The sequence below is a fragment of the Streptomyces sp. NRRL F-5755 genome, assembly GCF_001279365.1.
In the GTDB taxonomy this organism is placed as follows: Bacteria; Actinomycetota; Actinomycetes; order Streptomycetales; family Streptomycetaceae; genus Streptomyces; species Streptomyces rimosus.
Genome location: NZ_LGCW01000115.1, coordinates 28,160 through 46,497 on the forward strand (window position 1 = coordinate 28,160; position 18,338 = coordinate 46,497).

General features: G+C 72.3%; 17 protein-coding genes. 8 read left to right on the plus strand and 9 right to left on the minus strand.

Annotated features, from left to right (window positions below):
* Nucleotides 1–195 precede the first annotated feature (195 nt).
* From galT to ADK86_RS14005, 4 genes are all read left to right on the plus strand, one after another.
* A complete protein-coding gene (galT, locus tag ADK86_RS13990; RefSeq protein ID WP_053696895.1) occupies nt 196–1,239 on the plus strand; it encodes a galactose-1-phosphate uridylyltransferase in 1,044 nt (347 codons plus the stop codon).
* The gene (galE, locus tag ADK86_RS13995; RefSeq protein ID WP_053696896.1) at nt 1,236–2,222 is read left to right on the plus strand and encodes a UDP-glucose 4-epimerase GalE; all 987 of its coding nucleotides are present in this window, start codon (nt 1,236–1,238) and stop codon (nt 2,220–2,222) included. The genes galT and galE overlap by 4 nt, the downstream gene beginning before the upstream one ends.
* Entirely contained in the window at nt 2,219–3,451 is a 1,233-nt protein-coding gene (galK, locus tag ADK86_RS14000) for a galactokinase (protein WP_053696897.1), read from the plus strand. Before galE ends, galK begins: the two co-directional genes overlap by 4 nt.
* A 327-nt stretch (nt 3,452–3,778) precedes the next feature.
* Complete coding sequence (locus ADK86_RS14005; protein ID WP_053696898.1) at nt 3,779–4,558, plus strand: LuxR C-terminal-related transcriptional regulator; 780 nt, start codon at nt 3,779–3,781, stop codon at nt 4,556–4,558.
* Nucleotides 4,559–4,598: 40 nt separating this feature from the next.
* Here ADK86_RS14005 and ADK86_RS14010 read toward each other — a convergent pair whose 3' ends face one another.
* The 3 genes from ADK86_RS14010 to ADK86_RS14020 all read right to left on the minus strand — a co-directional run bounded on the left by ADK86_RS14010 (nt 4,599) and on the right by ADK86_RS14020 (nt 8,278).
* On the minus strand, nt 4,599–6,683 hold the full coding sequence (locus ADK86_RS14010) for a beta-galactosidase (protein WP_053696899.1): 2,085 nt from the start codon (nt 6,681–6,683) through the stop codon (nt 4,599–4,601).
* A 120-nt stretch (nt 6,684–6,803) separates the two neighbouring features.
* On the minus strand, nt 6,804–7,709 hold the full coding sequence (locus tag ADK86_RS14015; RefSeq protein WP_078952032.1) for an SDR family NAD(P)-dependent oxidoreductase: 906 nt from the start codon (nt 7,707–7,709) through the stop codon (nt 6,804–6,806).
* Between the two features lie 71 nt (nt 7,710–7,780).
* Nucleotides 7,781–8,278, minus strand: a complete 498-nt coding sequence (locus ADK86_RS14020) for a MarR family winged helix-turn-helix transcriptional regulator (RefSeq protein ID WP_003984378.1) — start codon at nt 8,276–8,278, stop codon at nt 7,781–7,783.
* A gap of 144 nt (nt 8,279–8,422) precedes the next feature.
* On the opposite strand from ADK86_RS14020, the gene ADK86_RS14025 reads away from it, so the two are divergent.
* Both ADK86_RS14025 and ADK86_RS14030 read left to right on the plus strand, forming a co-directional pair.
* Nucleotides 8,423–9,241, plus strand: coding sequence for a trans-aconitate 2-methyltransferase (locus tag ADK86_RS14025; protein ID WP_053696900.1), 819 nt, complete (start codon nt 8,423–8,425; stop codon nt 9,239–9,241).
* A gap of 17 nt (nt 9,242–9,258) precedes the next feature.
* Nucleotides 9,259–9,621: a VOC family protein gene (locus ADK86_RS14030; protein ID WP_053696901.1), complete on the plus strand. Its 363-nt coding sequence runs from the start codon at nt 9,259–9,261 to the stop codon at nt 9,619–9,621.
* A 31-nt stretch (nt 9,622–9,652) separates the two neighbouring features.
* On the opposite strand, the gene ADK86_RS14035 is transcribed toward ADK86_RS14030, so the two are convergent.
* Both ADK86_RS14035 and ADK86_RS14040 read right to left on the minus strand, forming a co-directional pair.
* Entirely contained in the window at nt 9,653–10,339 is a 687-nt protein-coding gene (locus ADK86_RS14035; RefSeq protein WP_053696902.1) for a TetR/AcrR family transcriptional regulator, read from the minus strand.
* 7 nt (nt 10,340–10,346) lie between these two features.
* The gene (locus tag ADK86_RS14040; protein WP_053696903.1) at nt 10,347–11,360 is read right to left on the minus strand and encodes an acyl-CoA desaturase; all 1,014 of its coding nucleotides are present in this window, start codon (nt 11,358–11,360) and stop codon (nt 10,347–10,349) included.
* A gap of 375 nt (nt 11,361–11,735) precedes the next feature.
* On the opposite strand from ADK86_RS14040, the gene ppc reads away from it, so the two are divergent.
* Nucleotides 11,736–14,510, plus strand: a complete 2,775-nt coding sequence (ppc, locus tag ADK86_RS14045; RefSeq protein ID WP_053696904.1) for a phosphoenolpyruvate carboxylase — start codon at nt 11,736–11,738, stop codon at nt 14,508–14,510.
* 58 nt (nt 14,511–14,568) lie between these two features.
* Nucleotides 14,569–15,168, plus strand: coding sequence for a hypothetical protein (locus ADK86_RS14050; RefSeq protein WP_053696905.1), 600 nt, complete (start codon nt 14,569–14,571; stop codon nt 15,166–15,168).
* Nucleotides 15,169–15,185: 17 nt separating this feature from the next.
* On the opposite strand, the gene ADK86_RS14055 is transcribed toward ADK86_RS14050, so the two are convergent.
* The 4 genes from ADK86_RS14055 to ADK86_RS14070 all read right to left on the minus strand — a co-directional run bounded on the left by ADK86_RS14055 (nt 15,186) and on the right by ADK86_RS14070 (nt 18,319).
* Nucleotides 15,186–15,734: a hypothetical protein gene (locus tag ADK86_RS14055; protein ID WP_053696906.1), complete on the minus strand. Its 549-nt coding sequence runs from the start codon at nt 15,732–15,734 to the stop codon at nt 15,186–15,188.
* Nucleotides 15,735–15,810: 76 nt separating this feature from the next.
* Nucleotides 15,811–16,404, minus strand: coding sequence for an aminoacyl-tRNA hydrolase (gene pth / locus ADK86_RS14060; RefSeq protein ID WP_030374401.1), 594 nt, complete (start codon nt 16,402–16,404; stop codon nt 15,811–15,813).
* 135 nt (nt 16,405–16,539) lie between these two features.
* Nucleotides 16,540–17,124, minus strand: a complete 585-nt coding sequence (locus ADK86_RS14065) for a 50S ribosomal protein L25/general stress protein Ctc (RefSeq protein ID WP_030593719.1) — start codon at nt 17,122–17,124, stop codon at nt 16,540–16,542.
* A 220-nt stretch (nt 17,125–17,344) separates the two neighbouring features.
* On the minus strand, nt 17,345–18,319 hold the full coding sequence (locus ADK86_RS14070; protein WP_030374403.1) for a ribose-phosphate diphosphokinase: 975 nt from the start codon (nt 18,317–18,319) through the stop codon (nt 17,345–17,347).
* Between the last annotated feature and the right edge of the window lie 19 nt (nt 18,320–18,338).

Here is an 18,338-nt window from a genome sequence, read left to right on the forward strand (position 1 = left end):
GTCCTTCAGAAACTGAAGACTTTTGTTCGTTCTCGTGGTGGGATCGTGATGGGGGCGCGCGCTTTGTGGCGGAATCTCCACGGGGAGATCCGGCCGCGGTGCGGCGCTGTCGGGCGTTGACGGGCTTGTTTAGTTGTGCTTCATTGTGTGTGTTTGTGTTTGGTGGGTGTGGCAGTGCTGCCAAGGAGTGCTCCAGTGAAGAAGACGATGACCCGGCTCGCCGACGGCCGGGAGCTCATCTACTACGACCTGCGCGACGACGTGGTACGCGACGACGCCGACCACCGGCCGCTCGACCCGGTCTCCACCGCCTCCGAGATCCGCCACGACCGCCTGCTCGGCGACTCCGTAGCCGTCGCCTCGCACCGCCAGGGCCGCACCTACCTCCCGCCGGCCGACGCCTGCCCGCTGTGCCCCTCCCGCGACGGCCGCGCCACCGAGATCCCCGCCGCCGACTACGACGTCGCCGTCTTCGAGAACCGCTTCCCCTCCCTGGCCGGCGACACCGGCCGCTGCGAGGTCGTCTGCTTCACCCCCGACCACGACGCGTCCTTCGCCGACCTCACCGGGGAACAGGCCGCGCTCGTCCTGGAGGCATGGACCGACCGCACCGCCGAACTCTCCCAGCACCCCGCCGTCCAGCAGGTCTTCTGCTTCGAGAACCGCGGCGCGGAGATCGGCGTGACCCTCGGCCACCCGCACGGCCAGATCTACGCCTACCCCTTCGTCACCCCGCGCACCGAGCGCATGCTCACCCGGCTCGCCGCCCACCGCGAGAAGACCGGCGGCAACCTCTTCGACGACGTGCTCGCCGGCGAACGCGCCGACGGCCGCCGCATCGTGCTGGACACCGAGCACTGGACCGCCTTCGTCCCCTACGCCGCCCACTGGCCGTACGAGGTCCACCTCTACCCCAAGCACCGGGTCCCCGACCTGCTCGCGCTCGGCGAGGCGGCGCGCACAGAGTTCCCACAGGTCTATCTGGAAGTCTTGCGGCGGTTCGACCGGATCTTCGGCCCCGACGAGCCCCCGACCCCCTACATCTCCGCCTGGCACCAGGCGCCGCTGCACGCCGCCGACCGCGGCGAGTTCGCGCTCCATCTGGAGCTTTTCACCGTCCGCCGGACTTCCGGCAAGCTGAAGTTCCTCGCGGGTTCCGAATCCGGCATGAACGTGTTCATCAACGACGTGCCGCCGGAGGCTGCGGCCGAGCGACTGCGAGAGGTAGCGAGCGAGTGAGCAACAAGTACCTGGTCACCGGCGGAGCGGGATACGTGGGCAGCGTCGTGGCGGCGCACCTGGTCGAGGCGGGACACGCCGTCACGGTCCTCGACGACCTGTCCACCGGGCACCGCGAAGGCGTCCCGGCCGGCACCGAGTTCATCGAGGGCCGCGTCCAGGACGCCGCCCGCCACCTGGACGCCTCCTACGACGCGGTACTGCACTTCGCCGCCTTCTCGCAGGTCGGCGAGTCCGTCACGGACCCCGAGAAGTACTGGCGCAACAACGTCGGCGGCACCATGGACCTGCTCGCCGCGATGCGCGGCGCGGGCGTGCGCACCCTGGTCTTCTCCTCCACCGCCGCCACCTACGGCGAGCCCGAGCGCACCCCGATCACCGAGTCCGCGCCCACCGCGCCCACCAGCCCGTACGGCGCCTCCAAGCTCGCCGTCGACCACATGATCGCGGGCGAGTGCGCCGCGCACGGCCTGGCCGCCGTCTCGCTGCGCTACTTCAACGTCGCGGGCGCCTACGGCGACTGCGGCGAGCGCCACGACCCCGAATCGCACCTGATCCCGCTCGTCCTCCAGGTCGCCCTGGGCAAGCGCGAGGCCATCTCCGTCTACGGCGACGACTACCCGACGCCCGACGGCACCTGCGTACGCGACTACATCCACGTCGCCGATCTGGCGGAAGCGCATCTGCTCGCCCTCGATGCCGCGGCGCCCGGCGAACACCTCGTCTGCAACCTCGGCAACGGCCACGGCTTCTCCGTACGCGAGGTCATCGAGACCGTCCGCAAGGTCACCGGACACCCCGTACCCGAGATCACCGCGGGGCGCCGCGGCGGCGACCCCGCCGTCCTGGTCGCCTCCGCGCGGACCGCGATCGACCGGCTCGGCTGGCGCCCCAGCCGCACGGATCTGGCCGACATCGTCGCGGACGCCTGGGAGTTCGCCCGCAGCAGGGAGGCCGTGCGCGGGGAGACCGGTACGCCATGACGGACACCGGCCACCTGACGGCGGACGACGCGACGCGCGCCCGGCACACCGCCGACCGCTTCCGCGAGGTCTACGGCGCCGCCCCCGCCGGGGTGTGGGCGGCGCCCGGCCGCGTCAACCTCATCGGCGAACACACCGACTACAACGACGGCTTCGTGATGCCGCTGGCCCTGCCGCACACCACCCTCGCCGCCGCCGCGCCCCGTACCGACGGCGTACTGCGGGTGCACTCCGGCGACGGCAGCGGCGGCGGCCAGAGCGTCGAACTGCGCCTGGACGCCCTGCGCCCGGCCGCCGACGGCGGCTGGGCGGGCTATCCGGCGGGCGTCGCCTGGGCCCTGCGGGAGGCCGGGCTGCCCGTCGGCGGCGCGGACCTGCACTACGAGAGCACCGTCCCGGTCGGCGCGGGCCTGTCCTCGTCGGCCGCCCTGGAAGTAGCCACCGCGCTCGCCCTCGACGACCTGTACGGCCTCGGGCTCACCCGGCAGCGCCTGGCGCAGCTCGCCCAGCGCGCGGAGAACGCGTTCGTGGGCGTGCCCTGCGGCATCATGGACCAGACCGCGGCGGCCTGTTGCACGGACGGCCACGCGCTGTTCCTGGACACCCGCGACCTCTCCCAGCGGCAGATTCCGTTCGATTTGGCGGGGGAGGGGCTGCGGCTCCTGGTCGTGGACACCCGGGTGAAACACGAGCTGGGGGACGGCGCGTACGCACAACGGCGCGCCATGTGCGAGCGCGGTGCGCGGGCGCTCGGCGTACACGCGCTGCGCGATGTGCCGTACGCGCATCTGCCCGGGGCACTGGACAAGCTGGCCGCGACGGACGAGGAGCCGGACGGCGGGAAGGGCGACGGCGGACCCGGCACGGCGGCGGTGGTCCGGCACGTGGTGACCGAGAACCGGCGGGTCGAAGAGGTCATCGCCCGCCTGGACGCCGGCGAGGCCCGCGCCATCGGCCCGCTGCTGACCGCCGGACACGCCTCGCTGCGCGACGACTTCCGGGTCTCCTGCGCCGAACTGGACCTGGCCGTCGAGGCGGCCGGGGCGGCGGGCGCGCTCGGGGCCCGGATGACCGGCGGCGGGTTCGGCGGCTCGGCCGTCGTCCTCGTGGCGGAGGCGGACGCGGACACCGTCGCCGTACGGATCACGGAGGCGTTCGCCGCGGCCGGTCACACGGCGCCGCGGATCTTCCCGGCCGTGCCGAGCGCGGGGGCGCGGCGGCTGGTGTGAGGCACGGGGGCGGGCCGGGGTCACCGGCCCGCCCCCGGCCGATCGAATTGAGACGAACCTTGTCGACTTCCGCCCCTCGACGGCCGCTGGGCCCCACCCTGAACACTTGGGCCGGGCAGTTTTGCCAATAGCCTTCCGTTGCCGCACCCCGTCCGTAATCTGAGTCCCAGCACCGGTGGGGGCCGGTGCTGATCAGGGGGCGAGACAGTCGGGTACGACGCCCGGGGGTGGGGTGGTCTTGCGGCACGGCGGCGGCCGTGTGGCTGCGTCGGCCTTGGTCCCGGGCGTCGTGCCCACTTGGTCCGTTCCCCGAGACAGGGGGTCTCAGTGCAACGCATCCGGGTTCTGGTGGTCGACGACCACCGCATCTTCGCCGAGTCCCTGGCGGCCGCGCTCGCGGCCGAACAGGACGTGGACGTGGCGGCGGCCGGCAGCGGACCGGCTGCCCTGCGCAGCCTGGAGCGGGCGGCCGCCGACGGCCGGCGCTTCGACGTGATGCTCATCGACGCCGACCTCGGCACCGTCACGGCGCCGCTGGCATCCGTGCCGGACCGGCCCGTGCCGGGCCGCGACGGCAACGCCGACGGCGGCCCGCTGGACGGCATCTCGCTGGTCGCGGGCGTCCGCACGGCCTATCCGTACGTCCGTACCGTCGTCCTCGCCGAGAAGGACGACCCGCGCCGGGCCGCCTTCGCGCTCCAGGCGGGCGCCGGCGGCTGGGTCGCCAAGGACTGCTCGCTCTCCCGCCTGCTCGCCGTCATCCGCGGCGTGCTGCGCGACGAGACGCACCTGCCGCCCGCGCTGCTGACCGGCGTCCTGCGCGAGCTGACGGCGGCGCGCAAGCACCGCACCGAAAGCGAGCGCCTGGTGGAGTCGCTGACGCCGCGCGAGCGCGAGGTGCTGCGCTGCATGGTGGCCGGGCTGGGCCGCAAGGCGGTCGCCGAGCGGCTGTTCCTGTCCCCGCACACGGTCCGTACGCACATGCAGAACGTGCTCGGCAAGCTCGGCGTGCACTCGACGCTGGCCGCCGTGGCGCTGGCGCGGCGGGCCGGAGTGGGGCCGGTGGAGCTGGAACCGGCCACGGCCGCGGCCTCCGCGCTCACCTGAGGCGCGGCGCGGGGACCGCCCGCGCCGCGCCCGGCACCGGTCAGCCGCTGGTGGACACCGCCCTTCGCGAGTCCTTCAGCACGGCCACGCCACGGGCCGGCAGCGCGATCCGGTAGGTGTGCTCCGACCGCTCCCCGCGCGCCCCGGCGAGCGCGTCGGCCATCGGGCAGGGCAGCGTGATGTCGGCCGCCCGCGCGCCGTGGTTGAGGAGGAAGAGGAAGCGCCCGCCGTCGCCCTCCCGTACGGTGGCCTGCACGCCCTCGGGCAGCCCGGCCAGCACCGGCCGCACGCCCGCCGCCGCCCGTACGCCGTCCATCAGGGCCCGCATCAGGGCCGGTTCGAGCCGGGTGCCGACGTAGGTGACCCTGCCCGCGCCGTAGCCGTGCCGGGTGACGGCCGGGGCGCCCGCCAGCTCGCCGTCGGCGAACCGGGCGACGGGCTCGGCGCCTTCGAGGAGGACGGCCTCCGACCACAGGTCGCCCGTACCGGACGGCAGCTCCCAGGCGCCCGCCGCCGCTTCCGCGCGCGCCGGCCCGCCCGGCCTCCGTACGGCCGCGACACCCCGTACGCCCACCGTCGCCCCCTCGTCCAGCGGCCAGAACTCCTCCACCCGCAGGCCCAGCAGCGAGCGCAGCGGCCCCGGACAGCCGCCGGGGTGCACCCGGTCGCAGGCGTCCACGACACCGGAGAAGAACGACACCAGCAGGTGCCCGCCGCCCCGTACGTACGCCGCCAGCCGCTCCGCGGCCCGCTCGGTCAGCAGGTACAGGTTCGGCACGACGACCAGCCGGTAGCCGGACAGGTCGCGGTCCGGCGGCACCACGTCGCATGCGACACCCGCCTCGAACAGCGGCCGGTAGTGCCCCAGCGCCAGTTCCGGCAGGCGCAGCGCCGTCGACGGGTGCGAGTCCAGCTCCAGGGCCCGCCAGCTGTCCCAGTCCGTCACCAGCGCCGCCGTCGGCCGCACCACCCGCGTCCCCGCGATCCCCGGCACGGACGCCAGCTCCCGCCCCAGCTCCGAGACCTCACGGAAGATCCGGGTGTCCGTACCGGCGTGCGGCACCACCGCGGAGTGGAACTTCTCCGCGCCGCCGCGCGACTGCCGCCACTGGAAGAACAGCACGGCGTCCGCGCCCTGCGCGACGGCCTGCCAGCTCCACAGGCGCATCGCACCCGGCGGCTTGGGACCGTTGCGGGCCCGCCAGTTGACCGCGCCGGGCGCCTGCTCCAGCAGCAGCCAGGGCTGCCCGCCGCGCGCCGACCGCATCAGGTCGAAGGTGTACGCGGCCGTCAGATGCGTACCGGCGTCGAAGGGGTCCTGGTAGAAGTCCAGCGCCATCATGTCCATGTCCCGCGCCCACGCGAAGGCGTCCACCGGCTTGTGGAACGGCATCAGGTTCGTGGTCACCGGCACCGACGGGCTCAGCCGCGCCAGCACCTCCCGCTCCGCCAGATAGCACTGGCGCAGCGCGTCGTCGCTGAAGCGCAGATAGTCCAGCTGCTGGGCCGGGTTGGGGAAGGTGGGGGCCGTACGCGGCGGCAGCACCTCCTCGAAGTCCGTGTACGCCTGCGACCAGAAGGCCGTCGACCAGGCGTCGTTGAGGCGCTCCACGCTCCCGTACCGCGCGCGCAGCCAGTCCCGGAAGTCCGCGGCCGACACATCGCAGTAGCACTGGCGGGTGTGGCAGCCGTACTCGTTGCCGACGTGCCACAGGGCCAGCGCGGGATGTCCGGCGTAGCGGGCGGCGAGCCGCTTGACGAGGCGGACCGCGTGCTCGCGGTAGACGGGGCTGGACGGGCAGTAGTGCTGCCGCCCGCCCGGCCAGCGGCGCCGCCCGTCCGGGCCCTGCGGCAGGACCTCCGGGTGCGCGCGGGTGAGCCACGGCGGCGGGGAGGCGGTCATGGTGGCCAGACACACGCGGACACCGGCGCCGCCGAGGCCGTCCACGACCCGGTCGAGCCAGTCGAAGTCGTACGCGCCGGGCCGGGGCTCGGCCCGCGCCCACGAGAAGATCCCTGCGGTCACCAGCGTGACGTGCGCCTGCTTCATCAGACGCAGATCCGCCTCCCACACCTCCTCGGGCCACTGCTCGGGGTTGTAGTCCGCACCGAAATGGATGCCCATCGGGTCTCCCGGATCGCGACGTGTACCGGCACGAGCTGCGGGCGGCGGGTACCCGGGGCACGGCCGCCCGTACGCCATGATTCCCGCCCGCGGGCGCCGCCGGGCGCACAACCGGCCGCCTCAGGACGAGTTCTTGCGTACGCTCCAGCCGCCGTCCACGACCAGCTCCGTCCCCGTCACGAACGACGCGTCGTCGGAGAGCAGGAACGCGACGGCCGCCGCCACCTCCTCCGGGCGCCCGAGCCGCCCGGCCGCCGTCTCCGCCGCGCTCGCCCGCCGGTCCGCCTCGCCGATGCCGTCCCACGCGGCGGTCAGCACCGGGCCCGGCAGGACGCAGTTCACCCGCACCTCCGGCCCGTACTCGACCGCCAGCTGGCGCGCCAGCCCGGTCAGCCCCGCCTTGGACGCGGCGTACGCGGGACGGCCCGGCAGCCCGAAGCGGGCCTGCACCGACGAGGTGAGCACGACCGCGCCGTGCTGCTCCCGCAGATCCGGCAGGACGGCCCGCACGCCCAGGAAGGCGCCGGTCAGGTTGACCGCCAGCTGCCGGTCCCAGTCCGCCGGGGCGGCCAGGTCGGCGGGCGCGTGCAGCCCTTGCAGGGCGGCGTTGCCGACCAGCGCGTCCACCGGGCCGTACCGCTGCCGGGCGGCCCGTACGGCGCGCTGCCAGTGGTCCTCGCGCGCCACGTCGCAGCGCTCGTAGGAGGCCCGGCCGCCCGCGGCGCGGATGCGGCGGGCGGTGCGCTCGCCCAGCTCGTCGTCGATGTCCAGGAGCAGCACCTGCGCGCCCTCGGCGGCCAGCCGGTCGGCGGTGGCGGCGCCGATCCCGGCGGCGGCGCCGGTCACCAGGACCGTACGCCCGGGGAAGCGCGCGCCGTCCGGGGCTCCGGAGGGCCGCCGGTGCCCGCGCCGCCCGTACGGTTCCTGCTGCTCGCGGTGTCCCGGCCGGCCCTCGCGCCCGTGCCGCCCCTCGTGTCCCTGCCGTCCCTCGTGCCCTTGCTGGCCCCGCGGGCCGTGCTGGCTCATGGCGGCGATCCAAGCCCACCGGGCGGGTGTCCGGCAAGGGGACGTGGCGGGCCGGGCGCGGCCCCGCGGGATCAGCCCGGCGTGTTGTCGAAGGGGGCCGTCAACTGGCGCAGCAGCCGGGCCAGTTCGCCGCGCTGCTGGTGCGACAGCTCGGCCAGGATCGCGCGCTCCTGGGTGAGCAGCCCGGCCAGCGACTCGTCCGCCGCCTCGCGCCCCTCCGGCGTCAGCCGCACCAGCACCCCGCGCCGGTCGCTGGGGTCGGGCAGCCGCTCGACCAGGCCCTTCTTCGCGAGCCTGTCGATACGGTTGGTCATCGTGCCGGAGGTGACCAGGGTCTGTGTCAGGAGCGCGCCGGGGGAGAGTTGGTACGGTGCCCCCGCGCGGCGCAGCGCGGTGAGCACGTCGAATTCCCAGGGCTCCAGGCCCACCTCGGAGAAGGCGAGGCGGCGGGCGCGGTCGAGGTGTCTGGCCAGCCTGCTGATGCGGCTGAGGACCTCAAGCGGTTCCACGTCGAGGTCCGGGCGCTCCCGGCGCCATGCTGCGACCAGTCGGTCGACCTCGTCCTCCATGGAGATCAGTGTAGTTGGTCTGTCGATGTGAAGTCTCTTGACGTCAAGATATATTTCCGTGGACTATTGGGCATCGTCGGCGAGGGGCCCACGCTGTGCCCGCGTGGCCTGGACCAGCCCTGCATCCGCTGAAGGGGTTCGAACATGCACGTCGCACCAACCTGGGATCCACAGCAGTACCTGCGCCACGCCGGACACCGCACGCGCCCGTTCCACGACCTGCTCGCCCGCATACCCGAGCTGCCCAACCGGAACCGCCCCGCCCGCATCGCCGACCTCGGCTGCGGCCCCGGCAACGTCACCGTCCAGCTCGCCGACCGCTGGCCCGACGCGCACATCACCGGCCTGGACAGCTCGGCGGAGATGCTCAAGGAAGCCGAGGTCTACGCGGGCCCCACCCCCGGCGGCGGCCACCTCGACTTCGGGCCCGCCGACGCCACCCGCTGGCGCCCCGAGGAGCCGTTCGACCTGATCGTCTCCAACGCGGCGCTGCAATGGGTCCCCAACCACCCCGACTCCCTGCCCGCCTGGATCGACGGCCTCACCCCCGGCGGCACCCTCGCCTTCCAGGTCCCCGGCAACTTCACCTCGCCCAGCCACGCACTGCTCGGCGACCTGTGCGACGAACCCCAGTGGCGCGACCGGCTCGCCGGCCACGGCCGCCGCTTCGTGCACATCCTGGACCCCACCGGCTACCTGGAACGCCTCACCGCGCTCGGCTGCGCCGTCGACGCCTGGGAAACGACCTACGTCCAGCTCCTCCAGGGCGAGGACCCGGTCCTCGACTGGGTCAAGGGCACCGCCCTGCGGCCCGTGCTGACCGCCCTGGAGGACGACCCGGCCGCCCGCGACGAATTCCTGTCCCAGTACCGCGACCTGCTCCGCAAGTCCTATCCACCCGGTCCGCACGGCACGGTCTTCCCGTTCCGGCGCATCTTCGTGGTGGCCCACAAGGAGCGATGACCCCCTGAGGTGAGCCCATGATCACCGGCCTCGACCACGTCCAGCTCGCCGCCCCACCGGGCAGCGAAGCCGCTCTGCGCGCGTTCTACGGGGGTGTGCTCGGGCTTCGGGAGATTCCGAAGCCGCCTGCGCTCGTCGGAGGGTGTTGGTTCGAGGCCGGTGAGGCTCAGCTCCATCTGGGCATCGACCCCGATTTCCACCCTGCCCGCAAGGCCCACCCGGCCCTGCGCGTCACCGGCCTCCGCGCGTACGCCCGGCGCCTCGCCGGCCAGGGGGTGCAGGTGAGCTGGAACGACGACCTTCCGGGCCACGACCGGTTCTACGCGTACGACCCCGTCGGCAACCGCCTGGAATTCCTGGAGCGGCGCGGCGGCGGGTGACCGGCCCCGGGCCGGGCCGGTTCGGACCGGTTCAGGACCGGCGGTGGCCTATCAGCCGCGGCTTCGGCTCCAGGCCGTCCAGCCCGTGCCAGGCCAGATTGACCAGGTGGGCGGCCACCTCCGGCTTCTTCGGCTTGCGGACGTCCAGCCACCACTGGCCGGTCAGCGCGACCATGCCGACCAGGGCCTGCGCGTACAGCGGGGCCAGTTTCGGATCGAAGCCGCGCGCCTTGAACTCCAGGCCCAGGATGTCCTCGACCTGGGTGGCGATATCGCTGATCAGCGACGCGAAGGTGCCCGTGGACTGGGCGACGGGGGAGTCGCGGACCAGGATGCGGAAACCGTCCGTGTACGTCTCGATGTAGTCGAGCAGCGCGAACGCGGCCTGTTCGAGGAGTTCGCGGGGGTGCCCCGCGGTCAGCGCGCCGGTGACCATGTCCAGCAGCTGGCGCATCTCGCGGTCCACCACGACCGCGTACAGGCCCTCCTTGCCGCCGAAGTGCTCGTAGACGACCGGCTTGGAGACACCGGCCTTCGCCGCGATCTCCTCGACCGAGGTGCCCTCGAAGCCGCGCTCCGCGAAGAGGGTGCGACCGATGTCGAGCAGCTGCTCACGGCGCTCGGCGCCCGTCATCCGCACCCTGCGGGCACGCCGGGTGCCCGCGCCGGAGGGGGCCTTGCCCTGTTTGTCGTTCACGCTGCTGCCGTCGATCGCCACCCGTCCATCATGCCTTCCCCGGCCACCGCCCCCCGGCCGCCCCGCTCGCGGCCCCGTCCAGGCGCTTGGCGTCGAGACGGGAGGCGCTCGGCCAGCGCACGTCGTACGCCCAGCCGGCCTTCTCGAACCAGCGGATCAGCCGGGCGCTGGAATCCAGCTGCCCCCGCAGCACGCCGTGCCGCGCGCACGTCGGGTCGGCGTGGTGCAGGTTGTGCCACGACTCGCCGCACGAGAGCACCGCCAGCCACCAGACGTTGCCGGACCGGTCGCGGGACTTGAAGGGCCGCTTGCCGACCGCGTGGCAGATGGAGTTGATCGACCAGGTGACGTGGTGGAGCAGTGCGACGCGCACCAGGGAGCCCCAGAAGAACGCGGTGAGCGCGCCCTGCCAGGACATCGTGACCAGGCCGCCGATCAGCGGCGGGGTGAGCAGCGAGACGACCGTCCACAGGACGAACTGGCGGGAGACGCGGCGGATCGCGTCGTCCTTGATCAGGTCGGGCGCGTACTTGTGCTGCGGGGTCTGCTCCTCGTCGAACATCCACCCGACGTGCGCCCACCACAGGCCCTTCATGAGCGCCGGCACCGTCTCGCCGAACCGCCAGGGCGAGTGCGGGTCGCCCTGCGCATCCGAGAACTTGTGGTGCTTGCGGTGGTCCGCCACCCAGCGCACCAGCGGCCCCTCCACCGCCATCGACCCCATGATCGCGAGCGCGATGCGCAGCGGGCGCTTCGCCTTGAAGGCGCCGTGGGTGAAGTGCCGGTGGAAGCCGATCGTGATGCCGTGGCAGCCGATGAAGTACATCGCCGCCAGCAGCGCCAGGTCGAGCCAGCTCACCCCCCAGCCCCAGGCCAGCGGCACCGCGGCCACCAGCGCCAGGAAGGGCACGGTGATGAACAGCAGCAGGGTGATCTGTTCGACCGAGCGTTTGCTGTCGCCGCCGAGTGTCGCGGACGGCAGCGGGTTTCCGGTTTCGGCTGGTTTGGGGGTTTCTTCGATGACTTCGGGGCTAGCGGTCATATGGCGTCCCTCGTCGGGGGCTCGGGGGCACGGCTACGGCTACGGGACCGTAACCTACGGTCTCGTAAGTATGGCAGTGCCCCCGGCACGGGCAAGGGTCCGACAGGTCGGTAACGAGTGACCGAATTGCGGCAGAACACGCCAGTCGAGCGGTGCAAGTTCCGTCACATCCGGTCAACGCGCAGGTGTGAGCGCCACCCGTGGCAGGTAGGTCCCACAGAACGGACAGGGTGATCCGCCGACCGCGCGGAGACCTATCCTGGGGAACGTCGGACAGCGCGGTCCGCGACCCTCCCCGCCCACCACCGGCAGGGAGTACCCCCTGCAAGCCCGGACGTGCTCAGATCACGAAGATCACTGCAAGGAGCCGCACCTGTGAGCAGTGCCGACATCACCCCCGCCGCGAACGACGAGCGCACCGCCGCCCCGGCCGCCGCCGACGCCGCCCGCGACAACGGGCCCCTGCGCGCCGACATCCGCCGCCTCGGCGACCTCCTCGGCGAGACCCTCGTCCGCCAGGAAGGCCAGGAGCTGCTCGACCTCGTCGAACAGGTGCGCGCCCTGACCCGCTCCGACGGCGAGGCCGCCGCCCGGCTCCTCGGCGAGACCGACCTGGCCACCGCCGCCAAGCTGGTCCGCGCCTTCTCCACCTACTTCCACCTCGCCAACGTCACCGAGCAGGTCCACCGCGGCCGCGAACTGCGCGCCAGGCGCGCCGCCGAAGGCGGCATCCTCGCCCGCACCGCCGACATGCTCAAGGACGCCGACCCCGAGCACCTGCGCGCCACCGCCGCCAACCTCGGCGTCCGCCCCGTCTTCACCGCCCACCCCACCGAGGCCGCCCGCCGCTCCGTCCTCACCAAGCTCCGCAAGGTCGCCGAACTCCTCGACCGTACGGACGCCACCGAACGCCGCCGCGTCGACCTCCGCCTCGCCGAGAACATCGACCTCATCTGGCAGACCGACGAACTGCGCGTCGCCCGCCCCGAGCCCACCGACGAGGCCCGCAACGCCATCTACTACCTCGACGAACTCGGCCGCGGCGCCGTCGGCGACGTCCTCGAAGACCTCGCCGCCGAACTGGAACGCGCCGGCACCGAGCTGCCCCCCGGCACCCGCCCGCTGACCTTCGGCACCTGGATCGGCGGCGACCGCGACGGCAACCCCAACGTCACCCCCCAGGTCACCTGGGACGTGCTGATCCTCCAGCACGAACACGGCATCACCGACGCCCTCGAACACATCGACGAGCTGCGCGGCGCCCTGTCCAACTCCATCCGCAACTGCGGCGCCACCGAAGAACTCCTCGCCTCCCTCCAGCAGGACCTCGACGCGCTCCCCGAGATCAGCCCCCGCTACAAGCGGCTGAACGCCGAAGAGCCCTACCGCCTCAAGGCCACCTGCATCCGCCAGAAGCTCGTCAACACCCGCGAACGCCTGGCGGGCGACACCCCGCACGTCCCCGGCCGCGACTACCTCGGCACCACCGGCCTCATCGAGGACCTCACCCTCATCCAGACCTCGCTGCGCGAACACCGCGGCGGCCTCGTCGCCGACGGCCGCCTGGAGCGCACGATCCGCACCATCTCCGCCTTCGGCCTCCAGCTCGCCACCATGGACGTCCGCGAACACGCCGACGCCCACCACCACGCCCTCGGCCAGCTCTTCGACCGCCTCGGCGAGGAGTCCTGGCGCTACACCGACATGCCGCGCGACTACCGCCGCAAGCTCCTCGCCAAGGAACTGCGCTCGCGCCGCCCCCTCGCCCCCAGCCCCGCCCCCCTGGACGAGGCCGGCGCCAAGACCCTCGGCGTCTTCGAGACCATCCGCAAGGCCAAGGACACCTTCGGCCCCGAGGTCGTCGAGTCCTACATCATCTCCATGTGCCAGGGCTCCGACGACGTCTTCGCCGCCACCGTCCTGGCCCGCGAAGCCGGCCTGATCGACCTGCACGCCGGCTGGGCCAAGATCGGCATCGTGCCGCTCCTGGAGACCACCGACGAGCTGAAGATCGCCGACCAGCTGCTGGACGAAATGCTCGCCGACCCCTCCTACCGGCGCCTGGTCGCCCTGCGCGGCGACGTCCAGGAGGTCATGCTCGGCTACTCCGACTCCTCCAAGTTCGGCGGCATCACCACCAGCCAGTGGGAGATCCACCGCGCCCAGCGCCTGCTGCGCGACGTCGCCCACCGGCACGGCGTACGCCTGCGCCTCTTCCACGGCCGCGGCGGCACCGTCGGCCGCGGCGGCGGCCCCTCCCACGACGCGATCCTCGCCCAGCCCTACGGCACCCTCGAAGGCGAGATCAAGGTCACCGAACAGGGCGAGGTCATCTCCGACAAGTACCTGGTCCCCTCCCTCGCCCGGGAGAACCTGGAACTGACCGTCGCCGCCACCCTCCAGGCGTCCGCGCTGCACACCGCGCCCCGCCAGTCCGACGAGGCGCTCGCCCGCTGGGACGCCGCCATGGAGACCGTCTCCGACGCCGCCCACGGCGCCTACCGCAAGCTCGTCGAGGACCCCGACCTGCCCGCGTACTTCTTCGCGTCCACCCCCGTCGACCAGCTCGCCGAACTCCACCTCGGCTCCCGGCCCTCCCGCCGCCCCGACTCCGGCGCCGGCCTCGACGGCCTGCGCGCCATCCCGTGGGTCTTCGGCTGGACCCAGTCCCGCCAGATCGTCCCCGGCTGGTACGGCGTCGGTACGGGCCTGAAGGCCGCCCGCGAGGCCGGACTCGACGTCGTCCTCGACGAGATGCACGAGCACTGGCACTTCTTCCGCAACTTCCTGTCCAACGTCGAGATGACCCTGGCCAAGACCGACCTGCGGATCGCCCGGCACTACGTCGACACCCTCGTACCGGACGAGCTCAAGCACGTCTTCGACACGATCAAGGCCGAGCACGAACTGACCGTGCAGGAAGTCCTGCGCATCACGGGCGAGACCGAACTCCTCGACTCCAACCCCGTGCTGAAGCAGACCTTCCACATCCGCGACGCCTACCTGGACCCGATCTCCTACCTCCAGGTCTCGCTGCTCCACCGCCAGCGCGCCGCGGCCGAGCGAGGAGAAGAGGCGGACCCGGTGCTGGCACGGGCGCTGCTGCTCACCGTGAACGGCGTGGCGGCGGGGCTGCGCAACACCGGCTGAACCCAGGGGCCGGCCGGGGCACGCGCCCCGGCCGGCCCGTATCCATGAAGGGCCGGGCATGGACGAAGAAACCTGGCTGGCCACACAGCGGCCGTCACGCATAAGGGAAGTCCAGGCCGGACGGCTGTCCTGGACCTCCGTGGACGTGCTGGACCTGGAGGGCGGGGACGGACGGCCGCTGCGGGACGCACTGGAGTGCTTCGGCGTGCAGGTGACCTACCTGCCCATCGGACAGCCCCGCCACTTCGTGGCCGCCCTCGACGGCAGCCGCACCGTCGCGCCGTACGTCATCCTCTGCTGCCACGGCGACGAAGGCCGCGTCCTGCTGGACGAACTCGCCCCGCAAATCGCCGCCCACCAGCCGTTCAACGGCTCCGCCGGCCCCGAAGAAGTACGGGCGCACCTCCGCCTGCCGGGCAGCGTCGTCATCAACAACGGCTGCGACACCGGCGACCCCCGCCTGGCCGACGCCTTCCTCGACGCCGGGGCGAGCGCCTACATCGCACCGCGCGGCGCCCCGTTCGGCTACGCCAGCGTCTTCGCCCCGCTGTTCCTGTTCTACGAACTCACCGAACAGCGCACCCTCACCGAAGCCGTCACCCGGCTGCGCGCCCACGACGGCGAACTCGGCATGTGGGACATGCGGCACCGGCACTGAACCCCGGCCCGTACGCCCTACAACGCCGCAAACGTAGCCCCCAGCAACACCGCCCCCAGCGCCCCCATCACCCACGCCGTACGCCGCAGCTTCATGCCGCCCGCCACCACCAGCGCCGCCAGCAGCAGCGAACCCGCGAACGGCACCCACGCGTGCAGGATGCCGGCCGGTCCGGTCCGGACGGCGCGGTCCGTGCCGGGCTTGAGAATCACCTCGACCCGCTCGCCCTCGCCGGGCGCCGCCGCGGCCGCCAACGACACCCGCGCCCGGCGCCGGCCGTCACCCCCCGAAGGCAGGTACGGGCCCGAACACCGGTCGTCACGGCAGTCCGCCACCGTCATCGTGCCGCGCTCGCGCCCCTTGACGAACATCGCGTACTGCGCCGTGTTCCACGACGTCCACACGCCCGCCACCAGCAGCAACAGCGCCAGCGCCGCCATCAGCCCGGTACGGGCGACCAGCAGCAGCCCGTAGGCGCTCTCCCCCAGCCGACGGGAACGGCTGCGCTTCTTGGCCGGACGGCCGGTACGGGTGCGCGTCTTGGTACTCGGGCTGCTCTTGGGCATGGCGGCGATCCTTGGGCATGTGACTGTCCGCGGTCAACCTCGGACGGCGCACCACACGGACCGCGCCACCCCGCCGTCACGAGTTGTACGTGCTCTGCGCCCGCTCCAGACCGTCCACGATCAGCGCCTCCACCGCGTCCGCCGCCCGGTCCACGAAATAGTCCAGCTCCTTGCGCTCCGCGCCGGAGAAGTCCTTCAGAACAAAATCCGCCACCTGCATACGGCCCGGCGGACGCCCGATACCGAACCGCACCCGGTGATACTCCGCACCCAGCGACTTCGTGATCGACTTCAGACCGTTGTGGCCGTTGTCACCGCCGCCCAGCTTCAGCCGCAGCGCCCCGTAATCGATGTCCAGCTCGTCGTGCACCGCCACGATGTTGCCGACCGGCACCTTGTAGAAGTCCCGCAGCGCCGTCACCGGACCACCCGACAGATTCATGTACGTCATCGGCTTGGCGATCACCACCCGGCGGCTGCCCGGACCCGGCGGACCGATCCGGCCCTCCACGACCTGCGCCCGCGCCTTGTGCGCCTTGAACCGCCCGCGCATCCGCTCCGCCAGCAGATCCGCCACCATGAACCCCACGTTGTGGCGGTTGGCCGCATACTCGGGGCCCGGATTGCCCAGCCCCGCGACCAGCCAGGGACCCTCAGCGTCCGTCGTCATCCTCATGTCTCCTTGCAGCAACCGGACCGGCCGGACCGGCCGATCCCCGGCCGGGCCCGTGAAACGGCTCGACCGCCGCCCCGCACGCACGGTGCGGAGCGGCGGTCGAGACAGTAACCCGTGTTACGGAAGCGATCAGCCCTCGGCGGACTCGTCGCCCTCGGCCTCCGCCGGCGCCTCGGCCTGCGCCGCGACGACCTGCAGCAGCACGGTCTCCCCGTCGATCGCCAGCGCCGAACCCGACGGCAGCTTCACGTCCTTGGCGTGCACCGAGTCACCGGCGTCCAGGCCCGCGACGGAGACGGTCACCGACTCCGGGATGTGGGTGGCCTCGGCCTCCAGCGGCAGGGTGTTCAGCAGGTGCTCCAGCAGGTTGGCACCCGGCGCCAGGTCGCCCTCGGTGTGGATCGGCACCTCGACGGTGACCTTCTCGCCCTTGCGCACGGCCAGGAAGTCCACGTGGACCAGGAAGCCACGGATGGCCTCACGCTGCACGGCCTTCGGGATGACCAGCATGCTCTCGCCGTCCATCTCCAGACGGATCAGCGCGTTCGGGGTCTTCAGGGCCATCATCAGCGCGTGGTTGTAGATGGCGACGTGCTTCGGGGCGTCACCGTGACCGTAGATCACGCCGGGAACCATGTTCTCGCGGCGGGAACGGCGGGCGGCACCCTTACCGAAGTCGGTACGGATCTTGGCTTCGAGCTTGACCTCGGCCATGTGGCACTCCTCGTAGTCGGCACGGTCGACGAAGACCGGACGGATCTGTGGGGCGTCACCCGGCCCACGACAGACCTGCTACGAAGAGCGCGTCGATAACGGACCGCCGCACCACAGAAAAGTGCGGCCTCCCTCGCCGAGCAACTCCACGAGTCTACCCGGCGGGGAGGCCGCCCCCAAAGTCGATCTCCGCGGCCCCTTGCGGGCTACGGAATCCGGCTCACTGCTCCTCGAAGAGGCTGGTCACCGAGCCGTCCTCGAACACCTCACGGATCGCCCGGGCGATCGTCGGCGCCATCGACAGCACCGTGATCTTGTCCAGCTCCAGCTCGGACGGGGTGGGCAGGGTGTTGGTGAAGACGAACTCGCTGACCTTCGAGTTCTTCAGCCGGTCCGCCGCCGGACCGGACAGGATGCCGTGCGTGGCCGTCACGATGACGTCCGCGGCGCCGTTCGCGAACAGCGCCTCCGCCGCGGCGCAGATCGTGCCACCGGTGTCGATCATGTCGTCCACCAGGACGCAGACCCGGTCCTTGACGTCACCGACGACCTCGTGGACGGTGACCTGGTTCGCCACGTCCTTGTCCCGGCGCTTGTGGACGATCGCCAGCGGCGCGTCCAGCCGGTCGCACCAACGGTCCGCGACCCGCACCCGGCCCGCGTCCGGCGAGACCACCGTCAGCTTCTCGCGGTCCACCTTCGCGCCCACGTAGTCCGCGAGGACCGGCAGCGCGAACAGGTGGTCCACCGGGCCGTCGAAGAAGCCCTGGATCTGGTCCGTGTGCAGGTCGACCGTGACGATACGGTCCGCGCCCGCGCACTTCAGCAGGTCCGCGATCAGCCGGGCCGAGATCGGCTCGCGGCCGCGGTGCTTTTTGTCCTGGCGGGCGTAGCCGTAGGACGGGATGACCACGGTGATGCTGCGGGCCGAGGCCCGCTTCAGCGCATCGATCATGATCAACTGTTCCATGATCCACTTGTTGATGGGAGCCGTGTGGCTCTGCATCAAGAAGCAGTCCGCACCACGCGCCGACTCCTGGTAACGGACATAGATCTCTCCGTTGGCGAAGTCGAACGCCTTGGTCGGGACCAGCCCGACACCCAGCTGGTGGGCGACCTCCTCAGCCAGCTCGGGGTGGGCGCGGCCGGAGAAGAGCATCAGCTTCTTCTCGCCGGTCGTCTTGATCCCGGTCACAGCAAATCTCCTCGAATCC

Bases quoted from the DNA above. Each gene is read 5' to 3' on its own strand.
- galK (WP_053696897.1), top strand. From the start codon at position 2,219: ATGACGGACACCGGCCACCTGACGGCGGACGACGCGACGCGCGCCCGG.
- ADK86_RS14010 (WP_053696899.1), bottom strand. From the start codon at position 6,683: ATGGGCATCCATTTCGGTGCGGACTACAACCCCGAGCAGTGGCCCGAG.
- ADK86_RS14015 (WP_078952032.1), bottom strand. From the start codon at position 7,709: ATGAGCCAGCACGGCCCGCGGGGCCAGCAAGGGCACGAGGGACGGCAG.
- ADK86_RS14020 (WP_003984378.1), bottom strand. From the start codon at position 8,278: ATGGAGGACGAGGTCGACCGACTGGTCGCAGCATGGCGCCGGGAGCGC.
- ADK86_RS14025 (WP_053696900.1), top strand. From the start codon at position 8,423: ATGCACGTCGCACCAACCTGGGATCCACAGCAGTACCTGCGCCACGCC.
- ADK86_RS14030 (WP_053696901.1), top strand. From the start codon at position 9,259: ATGATCACCGGCCTCGACCACGTCCAGCTCGCCGCCCCACCGGGCAGC.
- ADK86_RS14040 (WP_053696903.1), bottom strand. From the start codon at position 11,360: ATGACCGCTAGCCCCGAAGTCATCGAAGAAACCCCCAAACCAGCCGAA.
- ADK86_RS14050 (WP_053696905.1), top strand. From the start codon at position 14,569: ATGGACGAAGAAACCTGGCTGGCCACACAGCGGCCGTCACGCATAAGG.
- ADK86_RS14055 (WP_053696906.1), bottom strand. From the start codon at position 15,734: ATGCCCAAGAGCAGCCCGAGTACCAAGACGCGCACCCGTACCGGCCGT.
- pth (WP_030374401.1), bottom strand. From the start codon at position 16,404: ATGACGACGGACGCTGAGGGTCCCTGGCTGGTCGCGGGGCTGGGCAAT.
- ADK86_RS14065 (WP_030593719.1), bottom strand. From the start codon at position 17,124: ATGGCCGAGGTCAAGCTCGAAGCCAAGATCCGTACCGACTTCGGTAAG.